This is a genomic window from Candidatus Poribacteria bacterium (assembly GCA_021295755.1).
Classification (GTDB): domain Bacteria; phylum Poribacteria; class WGA-4E; order WGA-4E; family PCPOR2b; genus PCPOR2b.
The window spans coordinates 1-14,528 of record JAGWBT010000139.1 but is presented as its reverse complement, the minus strand read 5'-3'; the positions used below and the strand labels follow the sequence as shown (position 1 = coordinate 14,528).

Genomic DNA, 14,528 nt, shown 5'->3' with positions numbered 1-14,528 from the left:
TCGCCGTCCAATCCTTGTTGATAGCGCAATTCGATTCCTAAAGAATCCAAATCCTTTAGGTTTTGGAGTATGTCAATTCTCCTTTATACCATGTGATGCAATTTGCTGTCAACTCAATTCGTTTCAAATATGAACAAAGTTTCAAGATGAAACAATTTTGAGGATGGTCTGCCTTCGTTGCTGCATCGGACGTTGACACACGCCAGCGGTTTCAAATTGAAACACTCGCAGACTCACGTGAAGAGGTCCGTTGATTGCTCATTCATGCCTGATATCCAGCACCGGTGCAAGTTCTGCCGTTTTTAAAGATCTTGGCATCAAATTTGCTTAAAGCGTAGGAAATCGTAACTTCGGTTGCAACAGGAACTGTCATCTACTGGGACCGGGCGCAGGCGCTGCCGCCGCGCTGGCAACGAAATCCATTGAGCGCAGCTTCTCAAATACTAAGGCACTCTTAGAAGGGTTAGCGGCGCGAGAACGGTGGATATCCAATAGAACGATAATTATGTTGACAAGAATCTATTAAAAACGCTGCATTTTAAATGAGGAGTGTGCAAAATGGCTGAAATGACGTCTGACTTCGTACAATGCATCCGTGTCGAAGACATCCCCGAAGGATCAATTATTGCTGTCAATATCGAAGGACATTCGGTTGCCCTGACTTGTAGTGAGGGAAAGATCCGTGCCGTGGACAATCGTTGTCCACACATGGGGTATCCCCTGAGTCAAGGAACAATTCATAACGGCATTCTGATCTGCCATTGGCATCACGCGCGGTTCGATCTGGAGAGTGGCTGCACGTTCGATCCGTTTGCAGACGATGTTCAATCTTATCCGGTTAAAACCCATGATGGACAGGTTTATGTCAATGTCCATGCAAACGGGGATGATCCCACTGTGCATTGGAAACGACGTTTGAATGAAGGACTTGAGCAGAACATCAACCTGATTATCGCTAAGGCAGTCATTGCACTTCGCGCACATCGCGCCGCAGCGGACGATATCGTTGAGGTTGGTGCACTGTATGGTGCACATAGGCGCCGCGCTGGCTGGGGACCCGGGTTGACCATTCTCACAGCGATGGCAAATGTCGTCCCACAACTTGCAGAAGAGGACAGAGTGCTTGCACTCTATCAGGGATTACTCCACGTTTCACAGGAGGTAGCGGCTTCCCCGCCGCGTGTGGAACTCATGCCTCTGGAGACAGATAGACATTCAATTGAACGCTTGAAAGAATGGTTCCGATATTTCATCGAAGTCCGCAATGCCGATGGCGCAGAGCGTACGCTGTTGACAGCGATCTCGTCCGGAGGAACGCCTGCACAGGTCTGCGATATGATGGTCGCCGCAGCGACGGATCACTTCTACCGGGATGGTGGACACATACTCGATTTTATCAACAAGAGCTTTGAACTGCTAGACCGTATCGGTTGGGATAAGGGGTGTGAAATTCTGCCAACGCTCGCCAGTGGTCTCGCGGGTTCATCACGGGCTGAAGAAGAGAATCGGTGGCGCAGTCCGATAGATTTTGTTCCCCTGCTCAACGATTCATTTGAAGAATTGGAAGCACTTGCAGCAGAAGGCGCAGGTAAACAGTGGGAGGGTGCTGAGCAACTGGTCGAGGTTTTACTAGGCGATGATCCCTTTGCCACGGTGGAGGCACTCAAGTCGGCGTTCAAGGAGGGAGCGACGCTGACGGAATTAACGCAGACGCTTGCCTACGCGGCGGCGATGCGGATTGCTCGTTTTCATACAAAAAATGAGTTTGGTGACTGGATCGCGGTGCTACACACCTACACCTACGCCAATGCGCTTCATCAGTGTGCAAAGCGTGCCCCATCGTTGGAACTTGCCCGTGGCATTTTTCATGGTGCAGTAGCAATTTACTTTGATCGCTGGTTTAACATGCCCGCTGCACGGCTACCACAACATCGACGGGAGACTGACACGCTTCCAACAGACGCGGATGAACTGCTCAATGGCTTCGTGAACCTTCTTAACACGCAAGCCAGAGCGGATGAGGCAGGTATGTATGTCTACCGCTACCTCTCGCTCGGGCACCCCCGTGCCGCTATCATCCAGAAACTAGGGCACGTCCTGTTGCGCGAAGACGCGGAGTTCCACTCCTTCCAGATGCTTGAAGCTGCGCTACATCAAATGGAGGAGTTGGAGGAAGAGTCTGCTCAGATGACATTAGTTGCAGCTGCCCGGTACTTAGCAGCACACGCACCAACCGCTCGTGCGTTACGACAGACGGCAAATCTAGCACTACGCCTTCATCGGGGCGAGGATCTCTCTGCTGACGATCCTAATGAAGTGGTCGAGTGATGGTTTCCCATTAGGATTATACTCGTGCAACTGATTGCGTGTCTTCCATAGCTGGACAAAATCTACTATGCGTGCTTAGGATCTAGATTTCTTATTGTCAACACGTCTATAGTGGACCTTAGAATTAATGGGACACTCAAAACCGGTGCGGTTACAAACCGCACCTACCGGGCCCGATAAATCGGGATCGCTGCACAGAGGGGCGAAAGTGTTTATTTATTTTTTGAATTCACTATAAATAAAATACAACACTTTTTAATTGGGTTGACAAGACATGCCAAACGCGCTACACTTTACAATAAGTCAGATTCAATAAAAAAACGGCGGTAATTTCTCACATTTGACGGCTCACGTGACAAGGAGGTTGACACCATGAGTATTTCACCCCGTACCTCTCAAGAAACACCGGCAGGTTCAATCAACTTTGAAGATCTTCCAACTGTAGATGTTGTGGAGGAAACCGATCTGGTCTATCACCAACTTTGCCCCGCCGATACCGTTGGAGAAGGCGATGGGAAACCTTTTCATGTAGATGGAACGCACCTTGCTGTCTTTAAGTATCAGGATAAATTTTACGCGGTAGACAACCGTTGTCCGCACATGGGCTACCCGATGTCCGAAGGCAGTGTCCGAGATGGTGTGTTGATTTGCCACTGGCATCATTGGGAATTTGACCTCAAATCGGGCGGTTGCTTTCTTGAATTTGGGGACGATCTGAAGGCGTTTCCTGTTACGATACGCGATGATGGGTATCTGTACGTTGGGCTTGCCCGTGGAGAGCGAGCCGCAGCGAAACGTCGTGTCATTGACCGTGGCAAGCGCGCCCTTGAGCGCGGACTCAAGGATCGGAGCTCCTTCTTCATTGCGAAGGCGGTCACAGCCCTCACCGATGCGGAGGCAACACCACAGGAGATTATCCAACAGGGACTTCACTATGGTGCCCACAAAAGTAGTGAGGGTTGGTCGTCCGGTGTGGCGATTCTTACGCTCGCAGCAAATTTGTGGGACGAGGTTGCCCCGAAAGATCACAACCTATTTCTCGTGCATGGGCTTGTGCAGATCAGTCGTCGGACATCGGGGAGTTCGCGTCCATACCGCGCGCCCTTTCCCTCGATGGCAGAGGAGCACGACCTCACAACCCTGAAGCGATGGTTCCGTTATTTTATCGACAAACGGGACCGGGGCGCTGCAGAGCGCATTCTACTTACACTGAATGACCGTGGATACGGTAAATCGGTCATAGCAGATTTTGTGTTCACCGCTGCTACCGACTTCTATTTCACCGGCGACGGTCATGCTCTCGACTTTGCGAACAAGATGTTTGAGGCGTTGGATTACATCAAATGGGAGGGTGCACACGAGATCTTGCGTCCGATCGTAGTTGATTTGGTCAGCCGGACGCGGCATGAAGAGACATCTCGATGGGCGGATAGTGTGCCAGTGTTAGAGCCAATCTTCGATCGCCTCGATGAAATCTGGCAGGAGAACCAAGCCAACGAGGCGGAGCTCGATATTTCGGAGTTTACCCCAACGATGCTTGGCGACGATTTTGTGCCGATTGTTGCGGAGATTGAGGAGAAACTTCGCGCCGGCGTGAAACCTACCGACATCTGCCGAGCTATGATTTACGCTTCGGCGATTCGGACCGCACGCTTCCATCTCAAGAATGAGGGGGATTGGCACGATGTGGCAAATATCTACTCCTACGCACACGCGCTCTACTGCACGTTCCACTACGCGCCGAGTGCAGACCTTTTGCGAGGAATCTTCCACGGTGCCGTGTTCCTGAACTACCTACGCTGGTTGAACATGCCGGCAGCACGCATTCCTCGCCCCGGTCAACGGCTTGATGAAACCTTTGACTCCGTTGATGAGATGTTGGATCGTTTTCAGGAATTTGCCGACTTCCAGAAGGTTTACGAAGCGGAAATCCTTGTAAACCAATATCTGGAGGAGGGGCATGACATTGACGCGCTCAAGCGTGCATTGGCTCATATTTTACTCCGTGAAGATGCTGAACTTCACATGTTCCAAGTGCTCGAAGTCGCCTTTAGGCACTATGCACTGACCGACGATACCGAGGAGAAGCGGATGCATCTCCTCGCAGCGACCCGTTACATCACCGCACAGAAGTTGATGAAGAATATCCTTTGGTCAACCGAGAATGCGGAACGTTTAGCACGTGGTGAGTTGCTCAGTGAACGTGAGGATGATAATTAGCGATTCAAGCGAACAACGAAAAAAGGGCGCACCCGCGGGTACGCCCTTTTTTGTTTTGCGAATGTCCTGACAACTGGGGCACAAATACCTCCCAGATATTCCCAACGATACGGGAGATAAATCAATGACAAAACAATTGTTCCATTTGATTTTATTTCTCCTAGTGTATGTATCAATTCCATCAACGGCGATGGCACAGACAGTAGCCATCCCCGACCCCAACCTCCGCGCTGCGGTTGAGACCGCCCTCGGCAAAGCGTCAGGTGTCCCAATCACTGCGGTGGAGATGGCGACTTTGACGCGCCTTGAGGCAAGAAAAAGCGGCATTCAGATACTGGCCGGACTTGAATACGCAACCAAGCTGATAGTGCTGGATCTGGGGGGCAACAGTATATCGGACATCTCGCCTGTGGCAGGCTTGACCAACCTAACAGAGCTATGGCTTTGGGGCAACAATATATCGGATATCTCAGTGGTAGCAGGCTTAACCGAGCTGCAGCGGCTGCATCTTGGGGGGAACAATATATCGGACATCTTACCTATGATAGACTTAGCCAACCTGACACAGTTGTGGCTTTGGGGCAACGATATATCAAACATCTCAGTGGTAGTAATCTTAACCAGATTGCAGTGGCTGCATCTTGGGGGCAACAATATATCAGACATCTCGCCTGTGGCAGGCTTGACTGACCTGACAGGGCTGAATCTTGGGGGCAACAATATATCGGACATCTCGCCTGTGGCAGGCTTGACTCATCTGACATGGCTGGGGCTTAACAACAATAATATATCGGATATCTTAGCAGTAGTAGGCTTAGCCAATCTGAGACAGTTGTGGCTTGTGGGCACCTCTGGTAGCAAATCCGGGATTGGGGGCGGGAGACATTGTTGATGTGACTCAAAACCCCCTCAATAACGCATCAATCCATACCCACGTTCCTACCCTCCAAGGTAGAGGGGTTACGGTAGGGGTTAACGAGCTAACGGCGGAGGATATCCCTGACCGCAACCTCCGCGCTGTCATTGAGACCGCTCTCGGTAAAGTACCGGGTGCCCCAATTACCGTAGGAGAGATGGCGACTTTGACGCGCCTTGTGGCTGGAAACAGCAACATTCATACGCTGACCGGACTTGAACATGCAACTAACCTGACAGTGCTGGCCCTTGGGAGCAACAGCATATCGGACATCTCGCCTGTGGCAGGCTTGACTCACCTGACATGGCTGGGGCTTAACAACAACACCCTCTGGTAGCAAATCCGGGATTGGGGGCGGGAGACATTGTTGATGTGACTCAAAACCCCCTCAATAACGCATCAATCTACACTTACATTCCTGCCTTCCAGAGCCGAGGAATTACGGTACAGTTTGATGCCCCAAAGCCTGCGACGGTTGCTATCTCCGAAGGTGGACTTACGGCTCAAAAAGTGACGGAACCCCCTCCTTCCGTTACAGACGAAACCTTGCAGCGTGGCTCGGAATCAAAGACAACGCTCCAGACGGAGCCCATTCTCGTTATGGACGAACCATTGGCTGATATTGGTCAAAGTCTCGTGGAAATTGCCCAGCGTGTGAGTCGTCAGAGCACGAATCAGACGGTCGATCTCGTGTTTATTGTTGATTGGATGCTGTTAGTTAAGAAATTAGATAGGAGAGTGGAAAAATTTCAAAGATGGATCGCCGATATGGCCAGCGTCTTTGACGAGTCAATGATTGATTATCGGGTCACCTTCATTTATTTCCAAGCGGACGCCTCAGAAGCCAGAGGCAAACCGCTAGAGAAAGGGCTTCTCATATTTACAAGAGGTTGGAGCCGATTCTCCGAGAAATTTCTAACATTTAAGGGCATAGTTGCCAGAGACGGGCTTGACGCGATCATGACAGGGCTTGCAGAATTGGAATTCTCCTGGGAAGCCGAAAGGCACTTCCTGAATACCGAAAAGTTCTTTATTGTTATGACAAATAAGGCGTTGAAAACGGACTGGGGAATCGGACGTGAAAATGAGCTCGTCGAGAAAATCGTGGACCGGTGCAAGCAAGATGGAGTTCAGATCAATATCCTTGGAATCGACGAAGCGGTACAGATACAATTAGCTAACCTGACCGGCGGTGAATGGTACCAGATCGAACATATGCCTCTAGCCGAACATGAGGCTCTAGCCAAAGGTGAAGATCTAGGAAACAGGCCTATGCCCTTTTTACCCAGGATTGACATGGTTTTCGAGCGCATCGCTCAACATATCGCTAAGACAGTGACGCAACCTGTCGATATCGTGTTTATCTTTGACTCTAGTTTGAGCATGGAAAATAAAGTGGAGGAAATCTGCACAGGACTGGATAGGTTGGTCCATGTTTTGGACGGCGGAGGGCTAGACTCTCGGTTTGGAGTCATCCGGTTCTGGGCAGCGGGAGGCGGCAGAAGTTCGGTTACAATAACGAAACCGCCGTTAAATGCCGAGCAGGTCAAGAAGTTGTTTCGGAGGTCAAAGCGTGGTAGTGCACATCTGCTGGACGCAATTATGGAAGGGGTCCCCAAACTCCAAACGCCTGATGATCGGCAGTTGGTGTTGATTATTGTCACTGATGAACTCCCCAGTAGCGGGCCAGGAACAGGGTATACATATACAGAGGCAATTGAAGTTGTCCGCCGCGCCGGTGCACAAACCAACATTATTGGGGCTGCCGTCCCGTTAGGTCCTGAGGGTGGTGTACTTGTTGACGCTGACAAATTCCAGCGCCGTATCACCGTGGTCACAAACGGGAAATACTACATCATACCGGGGGCTATACCGCCACGATCGGGGGATCGCAACCGATAAGACCGTTTTAAGGCTTGATGACGGTTAGAGGCATCAGGCACACTATTGGCGCCCGATGAATCGGGAAACTACAATAGAGACGCCATAAAGAACCGTAGGGAACACCGATTGGTATTCCCTAAGGAAGTGCGTAACTTCTATTTTTAAACTATGTTTACGCAACAAGTTGTCCACGAGCGTCAATCTCGTCGCGCAAACATTTGCGACAGTAGTAAATCGGAAGCGCTTTGCGGTAAACAAAGCCCTTCGCTTGTGTGCCACACTTTTCGCAAGTCTGATCCTTGATTACATGGATTGCCTTGGTTACTTTTGATGCAGATACTATTTTCACTTGAGGTTCCTTTCTTTGTGTATATGAATCATACTCTCACTGGGTTATAAAGGAATAGGTATTTCACAAAATGCCAACTCTTGTTTTCCTTAATGTGAATTATACCACACAAACGTGAAGTGGTCAAGTAAAATTATCAAAATTTTCTAGATATTATAGGGTCACTTAGTTCTTCTGTAGGAGGGATCTCCGAATCCCGACATCTCACTAAATAGCCCTATAGATATTATGATGATCTTGACAACGCATGAGAGCGTATGCTATCCTTAAATAAATCACGCCGGTGTGGCAACTGGTTAGATCCACTCATGGAGACAAGCAGCACATAGGCAGCGCAACAAAACGCTATCGTACGCTTCAGAGAGGAGAGGGGGTAAGATAGATGGGTGAATGGTCGCCCTCACATCTGATCGTGACAGGAATTGCTGTTGCAACAATCATCGGACAGCTTATCGTGATACTGTCACGACTGAAAACGATAGCCGAACGGTTGGAAAAGCGGATAGATAAGCAAGATGAAACGATACGACAACAAGCCGATACGTTCTTTCATGCCTTAGAACGCCTCGAGGAACGGATGGATAAGAGGTTCGTTGAGATCGTCTCTACAATGAATCAAGGTTTTTCAGATGTGAGATCGGAGATGAATCAACGACTGTCCAATATGCAAGCAGAAATTCGTGATGTAAGAAAAGAGTTGGGCGATGTGAGAAGCGAAATGCGGCAACTCAACCAGAATCACATCGAACACTTGAATCGGCATCATTCGGAATGATACGTAATGAGAAGTTACGCACTTCAGCCCCGATCCTATTGGGGCAATAATTATGGGCACCCTTCATATAGTTTCATTCCGCAAACTGTAGACATAGGTGATTAGATTGGGTACAAAAGTTATCGCTGCGATGAGCGGTGGTGTTGATAGTTCAGTGACCGCGGCGTTGATGGTCGAAGCCGGCTATGATGTGATTGCAATTACCATGCGACTCGGTACGCACGACACAATCGAGATCGAGTCGGACAAGCCGAACTGCTGCTCGCTTGAGGGTGTTGAGGACGCACGACGCGTTGCTACACAACTGGATATACCGTTTTACGCTGTCAATTACGAAGAGACTTTCCGTCAGAGTATCGTTGATTACTTTGCTGAGGAATACGTCTCTGGCCGGACACCGAGTCCGTGTGTCATCTGTAATCAGGACTTGAAGTTTGGGAAACTACTTGAACTCGCAACGCAATTAGAAGTTGACTACGTGGCGACAGGCCATTACGCCAGAATTGAGCACGATCCGGAGACGGGACGCTATATCTTGCGCAAAGGGCTTGACTCCCGCAAAGATCAGTCTTACTTTCTATTTTCGCTGACACAGGCGCAGTTGCGCCGAGCGTTGATGCCACTTGGTGGGTATGAAAAGGATGCAGTAAGAGAGGTCGCGCGGAAATATCAGTTGCGGACGGCGGAGAAGCCGGAGAGCCAAGAACTCTGCTTTATTGCAGACGATAACTACAAGCGATTTCTCAAGGATCGGATCCCAGAGAAGATTCAGGAAGGCGATATCGTTGATCAAGAGGGACGTGTGCTCGGGGAGCATCAGGGAATCCCATTTTACACGGTTGGACAGCGGAAAGGGTTGGGGATCTCTGCCAAGACGCCTCTCTATGTCACTGAATTAAAGGTCCGCGACAACACCATCGTCGTTGGAAAGAACGAAAATCTCTTGGCAGATACGATGCAGGTCGAGGAGGTCAACCTCATGACGATGGATAAGTTGCCGGAGCCGATTCGAGCGGAGGTTAAGATTCGCTATAAAGATACAGGTGCACCGGCGACGATTAATCCCTTGAGCGACACAGAGGTAGAAGTCAAGTTTGATCAACCACGTCGTGCCGTGACTCCGGGACAGGCAGCGGTGTTCTACGATGGTGATATCGTTGTCGGGGGAGGTTGGATTAAGTAGATTTGTCGATGCGGGTGGAAGATGGATAGCCTTGAAGCACAACATCGAAAAATTATCATTATCCTCGTTATCGTGATACTCGCGGGCGGGGTATATTGGATGCTAAAGCATTTTCACCCCTCGCTTTTTCTCGGTGAACCCGATTTCGTCGTCGAGACAGAAATAGCCCCACCGCCACCCACGCCACCGCCACCCACTGCAAAGTCAGAGGTTGCTGTCCATGTGACGGGAGCAGTGAAGTCACCGGGCGTTTACTATCTTTCCGCCGGTGCGCGCGTCCATGAGGCGATTGAAAAGGCGGGTGGGAGAACAGATCTAGCGGATATCCACAGTCTCAATCTTGCTGCTAAAATTCGTGATGGGCAGCAGATTGATGTCCCAATGATTCGCCAAATCCCTGATGTGAAACCGGCTGCGCCTAGCTCCAGCGCTGCTCAGGAGTACACCATTCCGACCTCACCGGGCTCCTCTGTAACTCCGCAGCCTTCCATGAGGCAGTCTGCACCGTCAGACGGAGCGCGCATCAACATCAACACCGCGACCTTGCAAGAGTTGCAAACACTACGCGGTATTGGTCCTGCAATGGCGAGACGCATTATTGAATACCGTCAAACCGCCGGAGGGTTTTCTACCGTTGATGACCTCACAAATGTCAAAGGCATCGGGGAGAAAACGCTGGCGAAGATTCGGGATAAGATCACCGCTTATTAGGAATCCGATCGGAGATTTTTTTTTCATTTGACCCTTGATGCAAGTGTGCTATAATTGCCCAAACTCCCAAACTTTGTAACCTTTTTTACAAGGAGGAATCAGTAATGTCAACCCTCGTACATGTCGGCGTTCGTGCCACCAATTTGGAAGAGACTATTCGATTTTGGCGTGATGCCCTCGGATTGAAAGTTTTCTCGACGATGGACGACTGCTACGATCTCACCGATGGCTACCACAACTTCCGGGTGTTTCAGCACAATGGGCCCCAACGACCGCCGCACGTCGGTGGAATGTTGGACTATCTTCACATCGGTGTGCGTGTCCCAGACCTACAGGAAGCCGCCAAGCGGTGTGAGGCGAATGGGTTCACGATTATATCGGATGGGGTCGGCGGAGAAGAATACGATCCGAATTCGCCTCCGGACGAATCGTTCAAGGTAGAAGACCCCGACGGAATTGTCGTGGATGTGACGGCGGACGATGGTCAGTGGCCGGGCGTTCAGCCACGATAACGAACAGCTTCTGTTCTTACGCTTAAGCCCTATGGACAGCACATAGGGCTTTTTTATTTGCCTGATTGTAGTTGTTATTGCCAACCGTTCTATCGCATATAAGCATAAAAAACGCTTGACATCGACTTCCTCCATTTGGTATTATTCTACCCGCTCTCGATTGTGCCGAGGTAGCTCAGTAGGTAGAGCAGTGGACTGAAAATCCATGTGTCGGCAGTTCAATTCTGCCCCTCGGCATCCCTATCCTTACGGTCTCATCATTTGTGTTGGGACCGTTCTCCTTATACGCCGGTGTAGCTCAGTTGGTCAGAGCGGTTGATTCGTAATCAACAGGTCGGAGGTTCAAATCCTCTCACCGGCTCCATCTCTGGACTTATCCCTCCTTCTATCCCATTCCGTATTACCGAAGATTTTAACTAGGTTGTAAAGAAGCATTATACCCTGTCTGGGGCTACCTAAACTTTTCTTTACTTACTGCGTCTACTACGGGACAAATGCCATGAAAGAAGATTCAGATCGTTACCTTGTTAAAAGAGCACAATGCGGAGATACCCGCGCTTTTGGTGAGTTAGTTCAGAAGTATCAGCGGCGAATTTACGAACTCGCTTATAACTTTACTCACCATCCAGAGGATGCGTATGATCTATCTCAGGAGATTTTTCTTAGAAGTTTCAAGGCACTGAATCGTTTTGAAAGTAAATCCACATTTTACACATGGATTTATCGGATTGCCAAAAATGCGTGCATCGACTATACACGGCGTCGCGCAAGTCAAAAAAATATCTCTTTTGCCGATGAATTCCCGGCTGACGATTTCCTATTCCCTTCGGGAGGTCCCGAGGATGTTACAGGGCACGGCTTAGAACAGGCAGAACTTGGAAGGGAAATCAGGAATGCAGTTCAGCAGTTATCTCCGCGTCAGAAACAGGTGTTTATTTTGAGGCACTATGAGGGATTAGCGCTTCGCGAAATTGCTGATACGCTCCATCTGCGTGTTGGAAGCGTCAAAGCCCATCTATTTAGCGCAACGCGAAAACTACGTGACCTACTTGCACCTTACTTAGAAAATTAACTCGTTATGAAGTGTAAATTAGTTGAAAAATTAATACCAGCATACATTGAGGGAACGTTGTCGCCAAAACGGTCCCAGCAATTAGAACTCCATATTGACGATTGCTCTCACTGCCAAAAGGAATTGCAAACCTTTGAGGAGACGATCCATCATGCCAGAAGTCTACCGGTAGAGTATCCCACGCCAGAGGTATGGAAAGCGTTTTGGCCCACTCTCCGCGTAAGGATTTCGCAAAGTCAAACATTTGAAGAAAGCCGCCTGCCCCTTTGGGTAAGGAGGCATGGATGGAAAATGGCAGGTGTGGCTTGCGTGCTGATTCTTCTTTTAAGTTTTTGGGGACTTTCCACTAGTCGTTTGTTCAAGGCTTCGACCGAAAACCCCACTTTTGATACGCTAATCTCTTCAAGTTTCATGGCTGAAATTCCTGTAGAACAGTTGCGAGCACAGGTAGATTATGAGCTTCAACGCCTAGATGTGCCTTTAGTTTGGGACAACCGGAGTTCGCTTGTCGATGAGATCCGAATACCAAATTCGGAGGCTTCCACCGACCTTGTCAATCAATGGTTCCATGTCATTACTTCCGAAATTGATGTTGAGTCTGTTGGAAACGAAGTTTTCACTGACGCTATTCCTTCGACGACAGATCGAATTGATTTTGTTACCTTGGACTAAAGAAACTCCCAAAGGAGGATACTATCTATGAAACGCCGTTACCTACTATTACTCTCCGTTATTCCTGTGGTACTCGCGCTAGTGTTCTTGATTCCATTTCTCAAAGCAGATACGCCGTCTCCTCGACCAACAACGTCAAGCGAGTTGGCTGAATTGGTTGAAACCCTCAAAATTTGGAAATTGGTTGATGCGGTTTCGCCAACAGCGGAGCAGAAGCTGCCCTTGTTAACCCAATTCAACAGGTTGGAAAAGTTAAAAATGCAGTATCGGCGGGAACACCGGCAGAGTATGAACCAGCTAAAGCAGTTACAAACTGCGACGCCTGACTCTCAGGCAGGAATCGCCGAATTACAAACCGCTTTAACGCACCATAGCGAAGTCGAGAATGGGTTCATTGCTGAAAGACAAAAGATCATGGCTGAGATCGATCAGATCCTGACTGTTGAGCAACAGGCCCAATTTATCCTTTTCACCTATAGCTACCGTCAAGAACTGAGAAAAGCGTTGCAGACCTTGATTGCAGTGCAAGAGCAAGGGAAGACGACGGATATACTTGCAGCTAAATCTGTAATCAGATAGCAAACGATTTCCTACAAAAGATAGAAAAGCCGTCTAGAGGTGATTCCTCTGAGACGGCTTTTTTTATTTCCCCTCAATTTTTTCGATAAATTCACATACCCGCGCCACAAACAACTACACTTTTTTGTTAGATCTCCACTGATTGAGGTGCAGTCACTCGGTTTACTAGTGTGACATTTCTGCAACGATGGTGTGGCACGGTTTCGACAACCTTCCTATAAGTACGACCCTCCCTTTGAACTCACAGTTCACCTCAAAAGCATATGCAAGGTCGCCCGGAGAGCGGGTTTACCGACAAACTCGGTTGTTTGCACAGCTCCTTCGGGTGATTGGAGATGACTGTGGTATCTAAATTGCGTGTCTAAATTGCGTGTAGTTGATGAACGCAGTGAATTTCGTGTGGCAATATCACATCAGATTTCATTTATGGTGAATTAGAGAAATAAGTGGACATTTGGGGTTATTTGTGGGTACAGATTTCCTAATCTGTACATGTGCATCGGCAGTGTCTAAGTAATTCTATAATCTACCATAGCTTCATTGGTCATGAGGTGTGAGATATTCATCACCAACTTAGAGGGCGCATGATGAAGAACGTGCTTCAACGCTATTTTTTTATCATACCCGAAATCGTGCGGCGTATTGGGATGGGCGGAATGCGTTAGGAAAGCGTGTTGCAACAGGCGTCTATTTCTATCGGTTGGAGACAGCGGATTTTACGGCGACGAAGCGGATGGTAATTGTCAAATAGATTCATTTATTAGTAAGTCAAATTGCTAGATCACTTGTCAGTCGAAATTCATATTTCGGCACCGCAACCTTGCTTTGAATCCCGATCTTATCGGGGAGAAACGATGTGTATAGTCCGGGCATATCTTAAGGTTTTTAGCCCCAGCGGGGCGACATGTCTATAGAAAAGGGTATGCCCACAACCCAAAGCCCCAGCGGGGCGACATGTGTGTCGTAAATGCGGCTATTTCTAATTGCACATTGAATATGGAAACTTTTCCTACGGTCTAACCAGCAGCCTGAATTATAGTGTACATCAGCAACACATACCATCTACATCGGAGCCCATTGCCAACACTTCAGTTCCCAATCATGCCCCTTCACTGCAAGCGCCGCCGCGTAACTGGGGGCAGGGTTTAACGCCTGTAGCGACCAACGGGAGGTTTCTTGAGGATGGTTTTGGGTGCGCAGCAGCGCTGCCGGCTCCCCCGGCGTCAGCGAAACATCGAACGCACTCAAAGGAATAGACATCCCTTTTCCTTCCGCCTTGATATAGGCTTCCTTGCGCGTCCAGCAGTTAAAAAAACCTTCTTTCCGC

At 49.0% G+C, this 14,528-nt stretch carries 14 protein-coding genes and 2 tRNA genes; 14 read left to right on the top strand and 2 right to left on the bottom strand.

Annotated features, from left to right (window positions below; genetic code table 11):
• The first annotated feature begins 558 nt into the window (after positions 1-558).
• From J4G02_18220 to J4G02_18200, 5 genes are all read left to right on the top strand, one after another.
• Positions 559-2,328, top strand: coding sequence for a Rieske (2Fe-2S) protein (locus J4G02_18220; protein ID MCE2396471.1), 1,770 nt, complete (start codon positions 559-561; stop codon positions 2,326-2,328).
• 372 nt (positions 2,329-2,700) lie between these two features.
• Positions 2,701-4,548 carry a Rieske (2Fe-2S) protein gene (locus J4G02_18215; protein ID MCE2396470.1) on the top strand — a complete coding sequence of 616 codons (1,848 nt, stop codon included), beginning with the start codon at positions 2,701-2,703 and terminating at the stop codon, positions 4,546-4,548.
• Positions 4,549-4,672: 124 nt separating this feature from the next.
• Positions 4,673-5,440, top strand: a complete 768-nt coding sequence (locus J4G02_18210) for a leucine-rich repeat domain-containing protein (GenBank protein ID MCE2396469.1) — start codon at positions 4,673-4,675, stop codon at positions 5,438-5,440.
• A gap of 1 nt (position 5,441) precedes the next feature.
• A complete protein-coding gene (locus J4G02_18205) occupies positions 5,442-5,801 on the top strand; it encodes a hypothetical protein (GenBank protein MCE2396468.1) in 360 nt (119 codons plus the stop codon).
• A gap of 35 nt (positions 5,802-5,836) precedes the next feature.
• Positions 5,837-7,366 carry a VWA domain-containing protein gene (locus J4G02_18200; GenBank protein ID MCE2396467.1) on the top strand — a complete coding sequence of 510 codons (1,530 nt, stop codon included), beginning with the start codon at positions 5,837-5,839 and terminating at the stop codon, positions 7,364-7,366.
• A gap of 154 nt (positions 7,367-7,520) precedes the next feature.
• Here the strand turns inward: J4G02_18200 and J4G02_18195 are convergent, their stop codons facing one another.
• Positions 7,521-7,697: a hypothetical protein gene (locus J4G02_18195; GenBank protein ID MCE2396466.1), complete on the bottom strand. Its 177-nt coding sequence runs from the start codon at positions 7,695-7,697 to the stop codon at positions 7,521-7,523.
• A 382-nt stretch (positions 7,698-8,079) separates the two neighbouring features.
• Here J4G02_18195 and J4G02_18190 point away from each other — a divergent pair, with 382 nt between their 5' ends.
• The 9 genes from J4G02_18190 (at position 8,080) to J4G02_18150 (ending at position 13,201) form a co-directional block, all read left to right on the top strand.
• On the top strand, positions 8,080-8,472 hold the full coding sequence (locus J4G02_18190; protein ID MCE2396465.1) for a hypothetical protein: 393 nt from the start codon (positions 8,080-8,082) through the stop codon (positions 8,470-8,472).
• Positions 8,473-8,578: 106 nt separating this feature from the next.
• Positions 8,579-9,655, top strand: a complete 1,077-nt coding sequence (gene mnmA, locus J4G02_18185) for a tRNA 2-thiouridine(34) synthase MnmA (GenBank protein ID MCE2396464.1) — start codon at positions 8,579-8,581, stop codon at positions 9,653-9,655.
• 21 nt (positions 9,656-9,676) lie between these two features.
• The gene (locus J4G02_18180) at positions 9,677-10,366 is read left to right on the top strand and encodes a helix-hairpin-helix domain-containing protein (GenBank protein ID MCE2396463.1); all 690 of its coding nucleotides are present in this window, start codon (positions 9,677-9,679) and stop codon (positions 10,364-10,366) included.
• A 104-nt stretch (positions 10,367-10,470) separates the two neighbouring features.
• A complete protein-coding gene (locus tag J4G02_18175; GenBank protein MCE2396462.1) occupies positions 10,471-10,878 on the top strand; it encodes a VOC family protein in 408 nt (135 codons plus the stop codon).
• Between the two features lie 164 nt (positions 10,879-11,042).
• Positions 11,043-11,115, top strand: a tRNA-Phe gene (locus J4G02_18170).
• 50 nt (positions 11,116-11,165) lie between these two features.
• Positions 11,166-11,242: transfer RNA gene (locus J4G02_18165), tRNA-Thr, on the top strand.
• A gap of 135 nt (positions 11,243-11,377) precedes the next feature.
• Complete coding sequence (locus tag J4G02_18160; protein MCE2396461.1) at positions 11,378-11,950, top strand: sigma-70 family RNA polymerase sigma factor; 573 nt, start codon at positions 11,378-11,380, stop codon at positions 11,948-11,950.
• Positions 11,951-11,956: 6 nt separating this feature from the next.
• Positions 11,957-12,622, top strand: coding sequence for a zf-HC2 domain-containing protein (locus tag J4G02_18155; protein MCE2396460.1), 666 nt, complete (start codon positions 11,957-11,959; stop codon positions 12,620-12,622).
• 27 nt (positions 12,623-12,649) lie between these two features.
• Positions 12,650-13,201, top strand: a complete 552-nt coding sequence (locus tag J4G02_18150; GenBank protein MCE2396459.1) for a hypothetical protein — start codon at positions 12,650-12,652, stop codon at positions 13,199-13,201.
• 1,062 nt (positions 13,202-14,263) lie between these two features.
• On the opposite strand, the gene J4G02_18145 is transcribed toward J4G02_18150, so the two are convergent.
• On the bottom strand, positions 14,264-14,528 hold a 265-nt coding region (locus J4G02_18145), incomplete at its 5' end, for a 4'-phosphopantetheinyl transferase superfamily protein (protein ID MCE2396458.1).